The sequence below is a fragment of the Plantactinospora sp. BB1 genome, from assembly GCF_003030385.1.
Classification (GTDB): Bacteria; Actinomycetota; Actinomycetes; order Mycobacteriales; family Micromonosporaceae; genus Plantactinospora.
In genome coordinates this window covers 5,747,672-5,764,877 of sequence record NZ_CP028159.1, presented here as the reverse complement: position 1 = coordinate 5,764,877, position 17,206 = coordinate 5,747,672, and the positions used below count along the sequence as shown (strand labels likewise).

The window sequence follows — 17,206 nt, the reverse complement described above, 5'->3', positions numbered from 1 at the left end:
GACCGGGTCAGCCGGCGCGGCGGACCTGCCGGTGGGCGAGGTAGCGCAGCATGTCCCGGATCAGCTTCTTCTCCTCCGGCGGTACCCCGGGATCGGCGAGCCGGGTCATGATCACCCGGAGGTCGGCCTCCACCGGCGACTCGATCCGGTCCCGCCGGGGCGGGCCGGGCTGCTCGCCGTCGGGCAGGCCGAGCGCCCGGAAGGCCACCCCGACGGGTACGTCCAGGGCGGTGCAGAATCCGCGTACCTTGGCCAGCTCCGGATAGTCCTGCCAGTCCCCGGCGAGCCAGCGGAACAGGGTCGAGCGGCCCACGCCGGTGTGTGCGGCGACGTCGCTGACGGTCCAGCCGCGCTCGCTCTTGGCGTCGTCGATGGCCCGCCGGACGAAGCGGGCGAAGGCCGCCTGCGGCGAGTCCTGTGCGGCACCGATGCTCAGCGGAAAACCCTTTCGCCCGGACCTCGGGTGGCCCTTCGAGAGTAATCCGCGAGCCCGTCCGGCAACCCGACTGATCGCACCCACCCCGCCCGTACCATCGGTCGGCCGGCATCGGCCCCGGGTACCCGATCGTCCGGAGAGTTCCGCCGGTACGGCCGATGAACCGCCGGTCGGCGCCCCGGCCCGGGACCGTCGCCGGGGCGGGCGGTGCGGGTCAGGGTGAACCGAGCAGGGTCTGCAAGCGTGGCGTGAGCTGCCAGTCGCCGATCAGTGCCCGGTAGTCGTCGCGCTGCCGGTCGGTCGGCTCGGCGCCGGTGTGCCGGGCCCGGAGCAGCAGGTTGCGCGGGGTGTGCTGCGAGTCGACGAACTCCACCACCTCGACCCGGTAGCCGTGCAGCCGGAGCAGCGCCGCCCGCAGCGCGTCGGTGAGTACGTCGGCGAAGCGCTCCCGGAGGATGCCCTGCCGGACCAGCGCGTCGTACGGTCCCGGGGCCGGGTGTGCCCGCAGTTGCGCGGCGAGGTCGTGGTGGCAGCACGGGGCGGCGAGTATCCAGCGGGCACCCCAGCGCACCGCCCGGGCCAGCGCCTCGTCGGTCGCGGTGTCGCAGGCGTGCAGCGCCAGCACCAGGTCGGGGGCGGGTTCCACCGTCGCCTCGGCGATGGTGCCGGCGACGAAACGTACCCGGTCGGCGTAGCCGAGCCGCTCGGCGAGCGCGGTGTTGCGACGCCGCTGGTCCTCGCGTACGTCCACGCCGACCAGTTCCACCTCGATGCCCCGCCCGGCGAGGTACCGGTACGCCGCGAAGCTGAGGTAGGCGTTCCCGCAGCCGAGGTCGACCACCCGGAGCGGGCCGGTCAGCTCCTCCGGCAGGGTGGCGGCGAGGGCGCGCAGGAACGCGTCGACCTGCCGCCGCTTGGCCGCGCTGCCGCCGATCTCGGCGAAGAGCGGGTCACCGGGGTCGATCACGTGCTCCCGGACCCGGTCGTGCGAGCCGACCGCCGCCCCGGGCCGCTGCGCGGCGACCCGGTGCAGTTGTGCCTCGCCCCGCTTGGTCACCCGCAGTTGCAGGGTGGCGGTCTCGGTCTCGACGTGCCAGTTGCCGAAGGGTTCGGCCAGCAGCGCGTCGACCGCCGCGTCCGCCTCGGGGCCGGGGGAGACGTTCCGGGTGAACGGTCGGGCGCCGTCGTCGGTGACGATCTGGAGCCGGGCGCCCGACTTGAGGGCGACCGGGCGCAGTTCGGCGCGTACCACGGTGGGGAGCTGCCCGCGCCGCCGCCCGGCGGCGACGGCACGGGTCAACCCGGGATCGAGTAGCAGCGCCCGCACCTGCGCGAGCGCCGCGTCGAGCTGTTGCGGCATCTACTCGCCGGCGGGGGCGTCGCCACCGGCGCCGGAACCCCGGCGGCTGCGGCGGCGCCGACGGCGCGGCTTCGCGGACCCGTCGGCGTCGACCGCGGTCGACGCGCCGCCACCGGTGCCGGCCTCGGTCGGGGTCACCCCGGCCTCGACCGTCTCCGGTGTGCCCTGCGAGCCGGTGACGACCTCGCCCGCCCGGCGCCGGCGCCGCTGCCGGCGGCGCGGCTCGTCCTCGCCGCCGACCTCGGTCTCCGGCACGGTCGGGGCGGCGGTGCCGGCGCTGCGGCTGCCGCCTCCACGCCGGTCGCGGGACCGGCCGGCGCTCTCGCCGCGCCCCGGCCCGCGTCGGCCACCGGTGTTCCGGGACCGGCCACCGAGATCCTCCTCGACCTCGGCCGAGAGCCCGGCCCGGGTCCGCTCGGCGGACGGCAGGGTGCCGGCGACGTCGGTCGGGATGTCCAGGTCCGTGTAGAGGTGGGCGGAGGTGTGGTACGTCTCCGGCGGCTCCGGCATCTCCAGCCCGAGGGTCTTGTCGATGATCCGCCAGCGGGGCATGTCGTCCCAGTCGACGAAGGTCACCGCGACACCCGTGGCGCCGGCCCGACCGGTACGGCCGATCCGGTGCGTGTAGGTGTCCTGGTCCTCCGGGCAGTCGTAGTTGATCACGTGGGTGACGCCGGTGACGTCCAGTCCCCGGGCCGCCACGTCGGTGGCGACCAGAATGTCGATCTTGCCGGCCCGGAATGCCCGCAGCGCCCGCTCCCGGGCGCCCTGGCCCAGGTCACCGTGCACGGCCGCGACCGCGAAGCCCCGGAAGTCGAGATCCTCGGCGACCCGGTCGGCGGCCCGCTTGGTACGGGTGAAGATCATCGTCAGGCCGCGTCCCCGCGCCTGCATGATCCGGGCGACGATCTCGACCTTGTTCATCGAGTGGGTGCGGTAGACCAACTGCTCGGTCTGCGGCGACGGCCCGGTCTCGGCGGTGTGCCCGGCGTGGATGGTCACCGGGTGCCGGAGGAACCGGCGGGACAGCGCGACGATCGGGTCCGGCATGGTGGCCGAGAAGAGCATCGTCTGCCGGTCCTCCGGCAGCATCGCCAGGATCTTCTCGACGTCGTCCAGGAAGCCCAGGTCGAGCATCCGGTCCGCCTCGTCCAGGACGAGCGCGTGCACCCGGTCCAGCCGGAGCTGCTTCTGCTTGGCCAGGTCGAGCAGCCGACCCGGCGTACCGACCAGGATCTCGATGCCCTTGCGCAGCGCCTCGACCTGCGGCTCGTACGCCACGCCGCCGTAGATCGGCAGCACCCGTACGCCCCGGGTCTTGCCCGCCGCGGCGAGGTCCTTCGCCACCTGGAGTCCCAGCTCCCGGGTGGGTACGACGACCAGCGCCTGCGGCAGCCCGTCGCTGCCCTCGCCGGGCGCGAAGACCCGCTCCAGCAGCGGTACGCCGAAGCCGAGGGTCTTGCCGGTGCCGGTCGGCGCCTGGCCGATCAGGTCGGTGCCGCGCAGCGCGATCGGCAGGGCGTATTCCTGGATGGCGAAGGCGCGGGTGATCCCGACCGCCTCAAGCGCCTCGACGGTCTCCCGCCGGGCGCCGAGTTCGGCGAAGGTGGGTGCCTCCGGTCGGACCGGTGCGTCGGCGGCCAGTGCCTGGCCGGCCATGATGTTTTCGATGTGATCGCTCATGTGGTTGTGGGGGTGCCCTCTCGTGGTGCGCCCCGTTCGTCCGTAGGGCGCGATTCTGGTATGGCGCGGGCCACACGGTCGACGGCTGAACGCCGAGTAGAAGACCGGGCCGCACGCGCGCGCCGCAGAGCAGAATTTCCGGTAATGGTGGAGACCCTCCGGACCTCTGCCTCCTTCGGCAACTGATCCATGCTACCTGAGCCCGGCAAACGACGTCTCCAGTCCGGGGACACCACCGGCGACCGGGGTCCGACGATGTGACATCCGTTACACATCCGATCCGCCGGGTCACCGACGGGTGAGCGCCGGCCGGTTTGGCGGTGCCGGTGACGGCGCGGTGCCCGGACGCGCCTCCGGCCGGCGCCCGGTTCGGGTGGTCCGGCGGTACCCTGCGGGCGTGTCCGCCCCCGCAGAGCCCGCCCCCGTCCCGTCCCCCGCCCCGCAGCCGGCCGTACCGGGCGCCGTCGTCGACCTGCTCGGCCTGGTCGCGTACGCCGAACTGATGGCTTTCGACCGGATGGCCGCCGACGCCCGGTTGGCGCCTGATCTGGCCAGACGTGCCGTGTTGAGCGAAATGGCGGCGGTCGAGATCGCCAACTACCGGCGGCTCGCCGACCGGCTGACCGAACTCGGCGTACCGCCCGGCGAGGCGATGGCCCCGTTCGTGCCGGCGCTCCAGTCGTACCACGACTCGACCGAGCCGAAGGACTGGCTGGAGGCGCTGACCAAGGCGTACGTCGGGGACGCCATCGCGGACGACTTCCTCCGGGAGATGGCGGCGCTGCTGACCGAGCCGGACCGGCAACTCGTGCTCGACGTGCTGCACGGCTCCCGGTACGACGAGTTCGCCGGTCAGGAGATCCGGCTCGCCATCCGGGCCGACCCGAAGGTCGCGAACCGGCTCTCCATGTGGGCCCGGCGGCTGGTCGGGGAGGGACTCTCCCAGGCGGGACGGACCGCTGGCGAGCGGGCGGCGCTGACCGCCCTGATCGCGACCGGTTTCGACGACCAGGTGGGGGTGCAGGCGCTGTTCAAGCGGCTGACCGCCGCGCACACCGCCCGGATGGCGGCGGCCGGGCTCAACAACTGACCCGGCCCCGCCCGGCCGGACGACCGACCCGGCTACGGGTCAGCCGGTCGGGCTGCGGCTACCGCTCAGCGCGCCGAGCCAACGGCTGCCGCTCAGCGGGTCCGGCTCAGCGGGCGACGAAGCCGACCGCGCGGGGCGAGGCCTCGGCGATCTCGACGTAGGCCACCTTGCCGACCGGCACGATGACCCGACGGCCCTTCTCGTCCGTCAGTGACAGCGTCCCGTCGTTGGTGCTGAGGGCGTCGGTCACGATCTGCTCGATCTCGGCCGGCGTCTGCGCGCTCTCCAGGACCAGTTCGCGCGGCGCGTACTGCACGCCGATCTTGACCTCCACGTGGCCTCCTCGTTCGGGGCGAAAGATCCGCCGTCGGAAAGGCTATCCGATCCGCGCCGGTTACGTTCAGGCTGACTCGCCCTGCAACGGAAAGCTCGCGATTCCCCGCCAGGACAGGCCGGTGAGCAGCGCCTCGGCCTCGGCCTTCGGCACCTGCCGCCCGCCCGCGAGCCAGAACTGGGCCGCGGTCTCGGCCGCGCCGACCAGCCCGGAGGCGAGTAGTTCGGCCCGGGACCGGCTCACCCCGGTGTCCGAGATGATGGTGTCGGTGATGGCGGCGATGCAGCCCTGCTCCACCCGCTCGACCCGCTCGCGTACGGCCGGCTCGTTGCGCAGGTCCGACTCGAACACCAGCCGGAACGCGCCGCTCTCGTGGTCGACGAAGTCGAAGTACGCCCGGACGGCGCCGCTGACCCGCTCCTTGTTGTCGGTGGTCGCGGCCATCGCCTCCCGGACCTTCGCCACGATCGCGTCGCAGTGCGTGTCCAGCAGCGCCAGATAGAGCTCCAACTTCCCGGGAAAGTGCTGGTAGAGAACGGGCTTGGAGACACCGGCCCGCTCGGCGATGTCGTCCATCGCGGCCGAGTGGTACCCGTGGGCGACGAACACCTCCTGAGCCGCCGCCAGCAGTTGCTTACGCCGTGCCGAGCGCGGCAGACGCGTTGGGCGGCCGGCCGTCTGCGCGCCGTTTCCCACCTGGGTCATGGTCACCTCCGCTTCACCTCGCACGCCCTCGACCTCATTCCGACCGGAGCAGGGATCGATCACTCGACCGCCGAATTAGCCCGCCGCTGTAACTTATCGGCACTGCCACCACACGGTAGCCTCAGCGGGGGCGACCAAGGAGCGCACGGTGGACGAAACAGGGCAACCCGGAGCCCCCACACCGGGAGAGCACGGCAACGGGGCAGGTCCGCACGGTGACCCGGCCCGCCCGGCCAACGGCTGGGCGGCCGACCCGGGCTGGTCCGGCGCCGAGACCGGCGTCGATCCGAGCGGACGGCCGTGGCACCAGGCGGTCGAGCCGGTGGCGAGTCGCGGCTGGGGGGACCACGCCGCCTACAGCCCCCGACCGCTACCGGCGTCACCCGGCATCCCGATCCGCGAGCTGCGGCAGCCGGTCAACGGCGTGCACCTCGGCGAGGCGCCCGAGCCGGATCGCGGCTGGAGCGGCGGACCCGGCTACCCGTACGAGCCGGAGGGGGGCGACCCGGCCGGCCGGCAGGCGGCCGTACCGGACTTCCCGAGCGGCGCCGGCCCGGACTACCCGGGACAGCCGGGGCCGCTGCCACCGGCCGAGCCGGATCTGTCCGGTACCGCCCGGCACGCCTTCGGCGAGGCCGGTTACGGGGAGCCGGAACGCGCCGGGATCGGGCCGGCCAGCCAGCCACCACGCTGGGGGGAACCGGCGCAACCGGTCCACCCGCATCCGACCTCGGCGCCGCCGGCAGCGGTCTCCGGACCGCCCAGCGCCGCGCCGGTACCGCCGGTGGTGGCATCCGGCCCGCCGGCCGCCGTCTCCGGTCCACCGGCCGCCGTCTCCGGGCCGCCGCTCGGGACCCCCGGGCAGCTCGGCGGCCCGACGTCACCCGAGCACCTGGTCGCGGCGGACTTCGAGCGCGGTCGCGGCTTCCGGTCGCCGTCCGAGCACGACCACCCGCCGGTGACCGAGATGACCGCGCTGATGCCCGCCGTACCCCGGCAGCCGGACCGGTCCGCGGCCCCGCCGGCCGGTCCGGAGCAGGCCGGCCCGGCGGCACCGGGCTGGCGTCCGGCCGAAACGGACGAGCGCGGGCCGGCACCGGCCCCGCCGGCCGACCTCCGTGCCCAGGAGCCGGCGAACTGGTCGTCCGGCTGGGCCCCGCCATGGGCCCCGGCCACCCCGGTGCCGGAGCCGGAGGGCGGCCGGCACCCGGAGAGCCGGTACCCGGCCGAGGCCGTCGCACCGGCCGAGCCGCCCCGGGAACCGGAAAACCCCGGCGGACGGGAGCAGCACTGGTCACCGAGCTGGGCCGACCAGTCGGCGCAGCGGGTCGCCGAACCGCCCACCGGGCCGATCGCCCGGGAGGGCGCCGTCCTGTCGCCGCTGACCGGGCCGGGCTTCGCGGCGGGTCCGGCGGCCACCCGGAACGCCCCGACGGCGCCCGAGACCGTGACCCGGCGCGCCACGCCCAACGAGCACACCGGCTACGCCGGGCCGGCCGCGCCCGGGCCGGAGAACCCCGGCTACCTGCCGGGCGGGCCGGAGAACCCGGCCTACCTGCCGCCCGGGCCGGAGGCGCCGGGCTACCTGCCGGGCCCCGGCGGACTCTCCGGTCCGCCCGGGCCGGAGCACTCCCACTACCTTGCCGGCCCCGCCGGCCCGGCCCCGTCGGGCCCGGGCGCCGAGCCGCCGGCCCCGCCACCCGGGTCGGACCCGGCCGTGGAACCGACCGGTCACCCGGCGGCCGGACCCACCCCGGGCGCCGATCCCGCCGGCCACCCGGCCGGGCCGCCCGGCCCGGCACCGGCCGTCGAGCCGACCGGCTATCCGCCGGCTGCCGAGCCGGTCGGCTACCCGCCGGTCGGGCCGGCGACCGGCTACCCGTACCGGCGGGAGGCCCTGGCGTTGCCGACCGGGCCGAGCTACCCCGGTGCGCCGTACCGCTATCCGGAGCCGGTTCCGGCGGAGCCCGCGCCCGCCGCCCGGCCGGCGGACCCCGGTGACGTGTTGCCGCAACGCGTACCGGCCGAGCCAGACGTGCCCACCGTGCCGGAGCCACCCGCCGTGGAGCCGCCCGCCGAGACGCCCGAACTGGCCCGGATCGCCACCCATCTGCGTCGGGAGGACGGAGCGGCACAGCTGCGCGAGCGACCGGACGGCTTCGACGTCAACGCGATCCTGGACGCGGTCCGGGGAGTCGCCGGGGTACGGGACGCCTCGCTGCGTACCACCCCGGCCGGGGCGCACAGCCTGCGCCTGGATCTCGCCGACGGTGCCGATCCCGCCGAGGTGAGCCGGCACGTGGCGCGGCTGCTCCAGGAACGGATGGGGCTCGCCGCAGCCCCGCAGAACCTGCCCACCGGGCCGGCACCGACCCCGCCGGGCTTCGCCGGAACCGCCGCGCCGACCCGCCCCGGGCCGGCGCAGCCCCGGCACGCGCCGCCGGCCGAGCCGGAACCGCGGACCGAGCCGGCGACCGAGGAGCCGCGTCGGCGGCACCAGGCGCCGGGTCACCGGGGCCGGGCCACCGTCGGCGAGCCGGCGACGGTGTCGCCCCCGGAGGGCGGCCGGGGCGGGTCCCCGCTCGGGGCCAGCTCCAGCACCGCCGGCAACTCCAGCACGGTCGGCAGCTCCTACTCCGGCAGCCCGGTGACCACCACCGAGACCGCGCCGTCCCGGCCGCTGAACCCGGGCTCGCCACCCGGCCCCCGGGTGATCATCGATCACGTGCAGGTGAGCACCTTCGGGCTGGACGCCACCGTCGAGGTACGGCTCGCCGCCGGGAAGCAGCCGGCGGCCGGGCTGGCCACCGGGCCCGCCGTCGACGGGTACGTGCTGCGGCTCTGTGCCGTGGCTGCGGCCGCCGCCATCGACGAGCTGCTCAGCGCCTCCACCCGGGTCACCGAGCGGGGCCGCTGCTTCGTCGAGCACGCGGCGGTGGTGCCGTTCGGCAGCTGCGAGGTGGCCACCGTGGTGGTGCTGCTGGTCTGCGACGGCTGGGTCGAGCAGCTCGCCGGCTCGGCACTGGTCTCCGGCGACCCGCGACAGGCGGTGGTCCGGGCCACCCTGGCGGCGGTCAACCGCCGGCTTGAGGCGTTGCTCACCTGACCCGGCGCCGTTGAGGCGTTGCTCACCCGAACCGATCGCGGGCCGCTCCGATCAACGGTGCAAACGGAGCAAACCGGGGCGGAGGCATCCGATCGATGCCTCCGCCGGGGACCCCTTCCGGCCTGGTCGGGTTCGGCCCGGCCCCGCGATCGTCGTACCGGCGGCACACTTGACCGATGAAGCGTGCGCTGCTGACGGCGGACGAGTCGATCGCCCCGGACGAGATGCCGCCGCCCTGGCCCGGCCGGGGCGTACGGATCGACGGCTCGATCACCTACGTCCGGGAGACCCCCGCCACCCGGGAGGGCGCCGAACCGGCGCTCTACGTGCACGGGCTGGGCGGCTCGGCCCAGAACTGGACCGACCTCGCCGGCCTGCTCGCCGACCGGCTCGACGGGCACGCGATCGACCTGCCCGGCTTCGGGCGGAGCGACCCGGCCCGGAAGTACACCATTCCGGCCTTCGCCGACCGGGTGATCAGGTACATCGAACACTCCGGTCGGGGGCCGGTGCACCTCTTCGGCAACTCGCTCGGCGGAGCCGTCTCGGTACGCGTCGCCGGGCTCCGCCCCGACCTGATCCGTACGCTCACCCTGGTCTCACCGGCGATGCCGTTTCTCGACCCGCGCCGGTCGCTCCAGGGCCGGTTGGTCCCGCTGCTGGCGGTGCCCGGGGCGGAACGGTTCGCGTCGCGCTGGCTGACCCAGTTGCCGCCGGAGGAGATGGCCCGGCAGGTGATGGAGGCGTGTGTCGCCGACACCGACCGGATCTGTGACCAGCGCCGCCTGGAGGCGATCGAGGAGATCCGGATCCGCTACACCGCCGAGCACTACGCGGCGGCCTACCTGCGTACGCTGCGCGGGCTGGTCGGCAGTTTCGTCCGGGCGTACCTGCCGGGGTCCGGCTCGCTGTGGCGGATCGCCGGCCTGGTCACCGCGCCGACGCTGGTGATCGGCGGCGGCCAGGACCGGCTGGTCGACGTCCGGGTACCGGCCCAGGTGGCCCGGGTGATCCCGGACAGTCGACTGCTGATGCTGACCGGCGTCGGGCACGTCCCGCAGATGGAGGTGCCCCGGATGGTCGCCCGGGCGGCGCTGGCGCTGCTGGACGAGGTCAGCCCGCTGCCGACCGCGCCCCGCTGACCGTCCGCCCGCCGAACCGTTTGCCCGCCGACTCCGGTGGGGTGATCCCGGGCCATGCGTGCAACCGAGCGGGTGGGTCAGGCGTACTAAGTAAGCGTGTGGAACAGAGACCGTCGCCGCCCCCCGGCACCGGGTGCCGCAGCACCGGTCGCCGGCTCGGCGCACCGGCGACGTACCCGGCGGTTCCGGCGCGGCCGGGTGCTGGCGGTGGTGCTGCTCGGGGTGGCCGGCGCGGTCGGGGTGCTCGGGATCCTGGTGCCGCCGGCCGAGCGGCTGACCGGGGACGATCCGAGCGCCGCCGCCCAGCCGGCCGGACCGGCGACGCCCTCCGCCGTCCCGACACCCACCCCGACGCCCACTCCCACGCCGAGCCGGGCACCGGCACCGGTGCTGCGGCTCACCGACCCGGTGCCGTCGACCGGGCCGGGCAGTTTCAGCTACGCGACCGGGCGGGGCGAGGTGCTGGGCCGGGCCGGTACGGTGCGCCGCTACCGGGTGGCGGTGGAGCGCAACGTCGACGAGCACGTCCCGGAGTTCACCGCGAAGGTCGACGCCGCGCTGGCCGATCCGCGCAGTTGGATCGGCAGCGGGCGGCTGCGGTTGCAGCGGGTACCGGACAGGGACAGGGCGGGGCACGACTTCACGGTCTACCTGGTCACCGCCGGTACCGCCCGGGAGATGTGCGCCGCGTCCGGTGTGGACATCCGGGTCGGTGGCAAGCCGTACACCTCGTGTCGGGGCAGCGGGCGGGTGATCATCAACCTGGATCGCTGGATGCGCTCGGTCCCGCACTACGTCGAGGCCAGGGTGCCGCTGGACCGGTACCGGACGTACGTGGTCAACCACGAGGTCGGGCACGAGTTGGGGCACGGGCACGAGCGCTGTCCCCGGGCGGGTCGGGCCGCCCCGGTGATGATGCAGCAGACGCTCTTCCTCAACGGCTGCGTGCCGAACCCGTGGCCGTACCTGAAGGGGGAGCGGTACGAGGGTCCCTCGCTCTAGGCCCCTCGCTCCAGGCCGGGGCGGAAAGCGGTTCTGGACGCTGACCCGTCGGCATGGAAGGCTGAGGCCCGCCATGACGAATCCGGCAAACCCTCCCGACCATGGCCGTTTTCCCGCGCGCTCCGGCGGCCGGCTCGAACGGCACCGGGTCGCCGCCGCGCAGGCCCGCCGACGGCGCCGACGTACCGTCGCGCTGGCGCTGCTGGCGGTCGCCGCCGGCCTGCTCACGGTCGGGTTGGTGCAGACCCGGCCGGGCGGCCCGGGGTCGACCGTGGCGGCGGCCGGCCGGGACGGGGTGGTCGCCGGGGCGAGCACCGGGGCCGGGCGCGGCGGCCCGACGACCGACCCGGGCGCCGGCTATCCGACCACCGGTCCGGGTTCCTTCGGGTACGCGGCCGCCGGCCGGGTGCTCGGCAAGGCGGGTACGCTGCGTCGCTACCACGTCGCCGTGGAGCAGGGCATGGGGCAGGAGGTGGCGTCCTTCGCCGCCGCCGTCGACGCGGTCCTCGGCGACCCGCGCGGCTGGACGGCGTCCGGGAAGCTCCGCCTCCAGCGGGTGGCCAAGGCGACGAAGGCCGAGTTCACCGTCTTCCTGGCCACCCCGGGGACCTCGGAGAAGATGTGCGCCACCGCCGGGCTGCACACCGAGCGGTACGGCTCGTGCCGGCTGCCGGGGCAGGTGGTGCTCAACGTCGCGCGCTGGCTGACCGCGGTGCCGGACTACGGTGCGGCACTGGAGGTCTATCAGGCATTCGCGCTCAACCACGAGGTCGGGCACGAGTTCGGCGAGGAGCACCAGGGCTGCCCCCGGCCGGGTGCACCGGCGCCGGTGATGCTCCAGCAGACGTACGGGCTGCGTGGTTGCGTGCCGAACGGCTGGCCGTACGTGGACGGGCAGCGGTACGTCGGTCCGCCGATTCCCTGACCCGGGCCCGTATTCCCCGCTCCCGGATTTCGGGCAGGTGTTTCAGCTCATGGTCTATCCGCGCTCCGGCGAGGAAGAATGGCCAGACATGCCACTGTCGATGCGCTCAGCCGCCGGCTGAGCGAGGATCCGAACCGGGGAGTCCACCGTGTCACTGCCCCCGCTCGTCGAACCCGCCGCCGAGCTGACCGTTGACGAGATCCGCCGCTACTCGCGCCACCTGATCATCCCGGACGTCGGGGTCGAGGGGCAGAAGCGGCTGAAGAACGCCCGGGTGCTCTGCGTCGGCGCCGGCGGCCTCGGCTCGCCCGCCCTGTTGTACCTGGCCGCGGCCGGGGTCGGGACGCTCGGCATCATCGACTTCGACACCGTCGACGAGTCGAACCTCCAGCGCCAGGTCATCCACGGCGTGTCGGACGTCGGCCGGTCCAAGGCCGAGTCGGCCGCGTCGAGCATCCGGGAGATCAACCCGCTGGTGCAGGTCGAGATCCACAACACCGCGCTGGACCGGGACAACGTGCTGGACATCTTCCGCCAGTACGACCTGATCGTCGACGGTACGGACAACTTCGCCACCCGCTACATGGTCAACGACGCGGCGGTACTGCTCGGCAAGCCGTACGTCTGGGGGTCGATCTACCGGTTCGACGGGCAGGCGTCGGTCTTCTGGGCCGAGCACGGCCCCTGCTACCGCTGCCTCTACCCGGAGCCGCCGCCGCCCGGCATGGTGCCGTCCTGCGCCGAGGGCGGGGTGCTCGGCGTGCTCTGCGCGTCGATCGGCTCGATCCAGGTCACCGAGGCGATCAAGCTGCTGACCGGGATCGGCGAGCCGCTGGTCGGTCGGCTGATGGTCTACGACGCGCTGGAGATGTCGTACCGGAAGATCAAGGTGCGCAAGGACCCGAACTGCGCGCTCTGCGGGGAGAACCCGACCGTGACCGAGTTGCTGGAGGACTACGAGGACTTCTGCGGCGCGGTCTCGCCGGAGGCCGAGGAGGCGGTGGTCGAGTCCACCATCACGGCCCGGGAGCTGAAGGACTGGCAGGACGCCGGCAAGGACATCTTCCTGGTCGACGTCCGGGAGCCGGCGGAGTACGAGATCGTCCGCATTCCGGGTGCGACGCTGATCCCGAAGGGCGAGATCCTCTCCGGTGCCGCCCTGGCCTCGCTGCCGCAGGACAAGCAGATCGTGCTGCACTGCAAGTCCGGGGTACGGTCCGCCGAGGCGCTGGCCGCGCTGAAGGCCGCCGGTTTCCGGGACGCGGTGCACGTCCAGGGCGGCGTGCTCTCCTGGATCAAGCAGATCGACCCGTCGCTGCCCGCCTACTGATCGACGCCGGGCCGGGCCCGGCACCCCGACGCGGGGCAGTTCCGTTTCCGGAGCTGCCCCGCGTCGCGTTTCTTGCAGCACTCTTGCTGTGCGATGTAGTAGATGTACTATCTCCTCGCGTAGAGGTTAGATGAGGGGGTGTAGATCTATGACCATCGCCGAGACTCCGGGCCGGACCACCGAGCCTGCCGGGTCACCGGTCGAGCAGCCCGTGCTGGACGTCCGCGATCTGCGGATGCGTTACGGCAGCACCGACGTGCTGACCGGGGTCACGTTCACGGCCCGCCCCGGTGAGGTGCTGGCGCTGCTCGGCCCGAACGGCGCCGGCAAGACGACCACCATCGAGATCCTGGAGGGCTTCCGGATGCGGTCGGCCGGCGACGTCACCGTGCTCGGCGTGGACCCGGCGCACGGCGACGAGCGGTGGCGGGCCCGGCTGGGTGTGGTGCTCCAGTCCTGGCGCGACCACGCCAAGTGGCGGGTACGCGAGCTCCTCGGCCACCTCGGCTCCTACTACCAGCCCTACTCGACCGACCGGATCCGCCGGCCCTGGGACGTCGACGACCTGATCGACGTGGTGGGGCTGAACCCGCACGCCGCCAAGCGGGTCGGCCAGCTCTCCGGCGGGCAGCGGCGCCGGCTGGACGTCGCGATCGGCATCGTCGGCCGCCCCGAGCTGCTCTTCCTCGACGAGCCCACGGCCGGGTTCGACCCGGAGGCCCGGCGCGAGTTCCACGACCTGGTGCACCGGCTCACCGACCTGGACCAGACCACGATCCTGCTCACCACGCACGACCTGGACGAGGCGGAGAAGCTGGCCGACCGGATCCTGATCCTGGCCGGCGGCTCGATCATCGCCGACGGCTCGGCCGAGCAGCTCTCCCGGCGGATGTCCTCGGAGGCCGAGGTCAAGTGGAGCCGGGACGGGCAGCGGTTCGTGCACGCCACCGCCGATGCCACCCGGTTCGTCCGGGAGTTGTTCCAGCAGTACGGCGACGCTGTCGCCGACCTTGAGGTCAGGCGGGCGAGTCTGGAGGACACCTACATGGCACTGGTCCGCGAGGTCGAGTCCGGGCGGAGCCTCGCCACGCTGCGCGAGTTCGAGGAGGCGGGCCGGTGAACCCGACGGTGGTCGCCCTCCGGGCCGGGGTACGGCGGGGCTGGATCGAGGTACGGCAGAGCTTCGTCAGCGTGCAGGACCTGTGGAACTACTTCTTCCCCAACGTGTCGTTCCTGGTCGTGATGTTCTTCATGCGGGACGCCACGGTGCCCGGCACGAACTTCTCGCTCGGCGCCCGTACGCTGCCCAGCGTGCTCGGCGGCGGGTTGGCGTTCGGGGCGCTGGTGACCATGATGATGGCGCTCACCGTGGAGCGTGAGGACGGCACCCTGCTGCGGGCCAAGGCGATCCCGAACGGGATGCTCGGCCATCTGGTCGGCAAGGTGGTGCTGGTCTCCGGGATGGCACTGGTCAGCTCCGTCATCCTGGTGGTACCCGGAGTGTTTCTGGTGGACGGCGTGGCCCTGCGCGGTCCGGGCGCCTGGCTGACCCTGCTCTGGGTGCTCGTGCTCGGCCTGGTCGCCTGCCTGCCGCTCGGCGCGATCCTCGGCTCGCTCTTCGACAACCCCCGCAACGTCGGGGTGATCATGCTGCCTATCATGGGCCTCGTCGCGACCTCCGGGATCTTCTATCCGATCACCTCCTTCCCGGTCTGGTTGCAGTGGATCGGTCAGGCTTTCCCGGTCTACTGGCTGGGCCTGGGTACGCGGTCGGCGCTGCTGCCGCCCGAGCTGGCGGCGGTGGAGATCGGCGGGTCCTGGCGGCACCTGGAGACGTTCGGCATGCTCGCCGGCTGGGCCGTACTGGGCCTGGTGGTGGCGCCGATCGTGTTGCGCCGGATGGCCCGGCGGGAGTCCGGTTCGAGCGTCGCCGCTCGGAAGGAGAAGGCGATGCAGAGGATCAACTGATGAGCGAGGCGATCTACAACCGCATCGCGGTGCTCCGGGCCGAGCGCGGGATCTCCCGTCGGGACCTCGCCGACGCCCTCGGGGTGCACTACCAGACGGTCGGCTATCTGGAGCGCGGCGAATACAACCCGAGCCTGCACCTGGCGCTGCGGATCGCGCGGTATTTCGAGGTCCCGGTGGAGGTGGTCTTCTCCACCGAGCCCTTCCCCCGGATCGGCGCCGCCGAACGGGCCACCGCCTGAGCCGCCGAACGGGTCACGGCGTGAGCCGGCGGTGCGGGGGCCCGGCGGCCGGCGGCGGCGGTCAGACCAGCAGCACGAGGTCGTCGCGGTGCACGACCTCGCGCTCGTAGCCGGGGCCGAGGGCGGCGGCGAGTTCCGAGGTGGAGCGGCCGAGCAGCCCGGGCAACTCCACCGCGTCGTAGTTGACCAGTCCCCGGGCGACCGCCGCTCCCGCGTCGTCCACCAGGTCCACCGGGTCACCGGCGGTGAAGGCGCCGTCCACCGCCGTGATCCCGGCCGGCAGCAGCGACTTGCGCCGGGCCACCACCGCCTGCACCGCACCGGGGTCGAGGTGCAGCCGCCCCCGGGGTGAGGTCGCGTGGGCCAGCCAGAAGAGCCGGGCCGCCGGGCGTTGGCGTACCCGGTGGAAGAAGGTGCCGACCGGCTCGCCGGCCAGCGCCGCCGGTGCCAGCGGCGCGGCGGTCAGCACCACCGGGATGCCGAACCCGGTCGCGATCCGGGCCGCCTCCACCTTGGTGACCATGCCGCCGGTGCCGACCCCGGCCCGGCCGGCCCGGCCGATCGCCACCTCGGCGAGATCCTGCTCGTCGCGGACCTCCTCGACGCGTGCCGTGCCGGGACGGGCCGGGTCGCCGGTGTAGAGGGCGTCCACGTCGGAGAGCAGCACCAGCAGGTCGGCGTGGACCAGCGCCGCCACCAGGGCGGCCAGCCGGTCGTTGTCACCGAACCGGATCTCGTCGGTGGCCACCGTGTCGTTCTCGTTGACGATCGGCACCGCGCCGAGGTCGAGCAGCTTGCGCAGCGTGCGGTAGGCGTTGCGGTAGTGCGCCCGCCGGGTCACGTCGTCGACGGTGAGCAGCACCTGGCCGACGGTGCGGCCGTGCCGGGCGAAACCCGCCGAGTAGCGGCCGATCAGCAGCCCCTGCCCGACGCTCGCCGCGGCCTGCTGGGTGGCGAGGTCACGCGGTCGGGCGGCCAGCCCGAGCGGGGCCAGGCCGGCGGCGATCGCCCCGGACGAGACCAGCACCAGCTCCCGCCGGTCCGCCGGGAGGACCCGCTTGCGACCCGCCCCGGACGGTCGGGCACCGGGCTCCGTCGAAGGGGCGCCGGCCGACCCGCCGGTCAGCCACCCGGCGAGTACGTCGGCCAGCGCGTCGACCCGCGCCGCGTCCAGGCCACCGGCGGCGGTGGTCAGCGAGGACGAGCCGACCTTGACCACGATCCGGCGAGCTGTGGTAACTGCTTCCCGCACCCGCCCATTCTGCGGTGCCCGGATCGGCCCGCCCCGCCGGCCCGCCCCGCACTCCCATATCGTGGCAGCTCATGACCCCCGAGGAGTACGTCGAAGAGGTGCTCGCGCTGGTCGAGCGGATCCCGCCCGGCCGGGTGATGTCGTACGGCGCCATCGCCGACCACCTGGCCGACCGGTCCGGCCGGGCGTCGGCCCGGCTGGTCGGCTCGATCATGGCTCGGCACGGTGGCGGGGTGCCGTGGCATCGGGTGGTCAACTCGGCCGGTCGGCTGCCACCGGGGCACGAGTCCGAGGCCCGGGCCCGGCTGCTGGCCGAGGGGACCCCGCTGCGCGGCGCCGGAGTCGACATGGCGGCGGCCGACTGGCAGCCAACCGACCGGCAACCGGCCGACTGACCCGACTGACCCGGTCGGCCGCCCGTCGCCCGTCGCCGCGGTCCGCTCTGGCGGGACTCATTCCTCGCCGTGCCGGCGCCGCTCGATCCAGGTGAGCAGAATCTCGGAGATCACGTCCATTCCCGCGCCGTCGGGACTCTCGTCGTCGGCGTAGAGCCGGTCGAGCATGGGGCGTACGTCGCGCAGCGGATCGGGTTCGCCGTCGGCGTCGTACCCGGTGACGCCACGGATCACGC

Annotated in this window: 17 protein-coding genes; 10 read left to right on the top strand and 7 right to left on the bottom strand. The window is 74.0% G+C overall.

Features of this window, described 5'->3' with window-relative positions:
- Positions 1-7: 7 nt before the first annotated feature.
- The 3 genes from C6W10_RS25245 to C6W10_RS25235 form a co-directional block, all read right to left on the bottom strand.
- The gene (locus C6W10_RS25245; RefSeq protein ID WP_107264264.1) at positions 8-430 is read right to left on the bottom strand and encodes a helix-turn-helix transcriptional regulator; all 423 of its coding nucleotides are present in this window, start codon (positions 428-430) and stop codon (positions 8-10) included.
- Positions 431-650: 220 nt separating this feature from the next.
- Entirely contained in the window at positions 651-1,796 is a 1,146-nt protein-coding gene (locus C6W10_RS25240; RefSeq protein ID WP_107261073.1) for an SAM-dependent methyltransferase, read from the bottom strand.
- A complete protein-coding gene (locus tag C6W10_RS25235) occupies positions 1,797-3,479 on the bottom strand; it encodes a DEAD/DEAH box helicase (RefSeq protein WP_107261071.1) in 1,683 nt (560 codons plus the stop codon).
- 397 nt (positions 3,480-3,876) lie between these two features.
- Here C6W10_RS25235 and C6W10_RS25230 point away from each other — a divergent pair, with 397 nt between their 5' ends.
- Positions 3,877-4,569 carry a ferritin-like fold-containing protein gene (locus C6W10_RS25230; RefSeq protein ID WP_234361412.1) on the top strand — a complete coding sequence of 231 codons (693 nt, stop codon included), beginning with the start codon at positions 3,877-3,879 and terminating at the stop codon, positions 4,567-4,569.
- Between the two features lie 106 nt (positions 4,570-4,675).
- Here C6W10_RS25230 and C6W10_RS25225 read toward each other — a convergent pair whose 3' ends face one another.
- Together C6W10_RS25225 and C6W10_RS25220 are read right to left on the bottom strand one after the other, a co-directional pair.
- Positions 4,676-4,903 carry a DUF3107 domain-containing protein gene (locus tag C6W10_RS25225; protein ID WP_101368237.1) on the bottom strand — a complete coding sequence of 76 codons (228 nt, stop codon included), beginning with the start codon at positions 4,901-4,903 and terminating at the stop codon, positions 4,676-4,678.
- Between the two features lie 66 nt (positions 4,904-4,969).
- Positions 4,970-5,608: a TetR/AcrR family transcriptional regulator gene (locus C6W10_RS25220; RefSeq protein WP_107264262.1), complete on the bottom strand. Its 639-nt coding sequence runs from the start codon at positions 5,606-5,608 to the stop codon at positions 4,970-4,972.
- A 148-nt stretch (positions 5,609-5,756) separates the two neighbouring features.
- Here C6W10_RS25220 and C6W10_RS25215 point away from each other — a divergent pair, with 148 nt between their 5' ends.
- The 8 genes from C6W10_RS25215 to C6W10_RS25180 all read left to right on the top strand — a co-directional run bounded on the left by C6W10_RS25215 (position 5,757) and on the right by C6W10_RS25180 (position 15,323).
- On the top strand, positions 5,757-8,714 hold the full coding sequence (locus C6W10_RS25215) for a hypothetical protein (protein ID WP_107261069.1): 2,958 nt from the start codon (positions 5,757-5,759) through the stop codon (positions 8,712-8,714).
- A gap of 176 nt (positions 8,715-8,890) precedes the next feature.
- Positions 8,891-9,856, top strand: coding sequence for an alpha/beta fold hydrolase (locus C6W10_RS25210; protein WP_107261068.1), 966 nt, complete (start codon positions 8,891-8,893; stop codon positions 9,854-9,856).
- A gap of 96 nt (positions 9,857-9,952) precedes the next feature.
- A complete protein-coding gene (locus C6W10_RS25205) occupies positions 9,953-10,858 on the top strand; it encodes a DUF3152 domain-containing protein (protein WP_107261066.1) in 906 nt (301 codons plus the stop codon).
- A 73-nt stretch (positions 10,859-10,931) separates the two neighbouring features.
- On the top strand, positions 10,932-11,783 hold the full coding sequence (locus tag C6W10_RS25200; RefSeq protein WP_107261064.1) for a DUF3152 domain-containing protein: 852 nt from the start codon (positions 10,932-10,934) through the stop codon (positions 11,781-11,783).
- A 127-nt stretch (positions 11,784-11,910) separates the two neighbouring features.
- Complete coding sequence (gene moeZ, locus C6W10_RS25195; protein WP_199853565.1) at positions 11,911-13,113, top strand: adenylyltransferase/sulfurtransferase MoeZ; 1,203 nt, start codon at positions 11,911-11,913, stop codon at positions 13,111-13,113.
- 148 nt (positions 13,114-13,261) lie between these two features.
- Entirely contained in the window at positions 13,262-14,233 is a 972-nt protein-coding gene (locus C6W10_RS25190; RefSeq protein ID WP_107261060.1) for an ABC transporter ATP-binding protein, read from the top strand.
- On the top strand, positions 14,230-15,081 hold the full coding sequence (locus C6W10_RS25185) for an ABC transporter permease (protein WP_107261058.1): 852 nt from the start codon (positions 14,230-14,232) through the stop codon (positions 15,079-15,081). The genes C6W10_RS25190 and C6W10_RS25185 overlap by 4 nt, the downstream gene beginning before the upstream one ends.
- Entirely contained in the window at positions 15,081-15,323 is a 243-nt protein-coding gene (locus tag C6W10_RS25180; protein WP_107261056.1) for a helix-turn-helix transcriptional regulator, read from the top strand. The genes C6W10_RS25185 and C6W10_RS25180 overlap by 1 nt, the downstream gene beginning before the upstream one ends.
- A 61-nt stretch (positions 15,324-15,384) precedes the next feature.
- On the opposite strand, the gene proB is transcribed toward C6W10_RS25180, so the two are convergent.
- On the bottom strand, positions 15,385-16,575 hold the full coding sequence (gene proB, locus C6W10_RS25175; protein ID WP_107261054.1) for a glutamate 5-kinase: 1,191 nt from the start codon (positions 16,573-16,575) through the stop codon (positions 15,385-15,387).
- A gap of 71 nt (positions 16,576-16,646) precedes the next feature.
- Here proB and C6W10_RS25170 point away from each other — a divergent pair, with 71 nt between their 5' ends.
- Complete coding sequence (locus C6W10_RS25170) at positions 16,647-16,970, top strand: MGMT family protein (protein WP_107261052.1); 324 nt, start codon at positions 16,647-16,649, stop codon at positions 16,968-16,970.
- A 57-nt stretch (positions 16,971-17,027) separates the two neighbouring features.
- Here C6W10_RS25170 and C6W10_RS37505 read toward each other — a convergent pair whose 3' ends face one another.
- Complete coding sequence (locus C6W10_RS37505; RefSeq protein ID WP_159104737.1) at positions 17,028-17,204, bottom strand: hypothetical protein; 177 nt, start codon at positions 17,202-17,204, stop codon at positions 17,028-17,030.
- Positions 17,205-17,206: the final 2 nt, after the last annotated feature.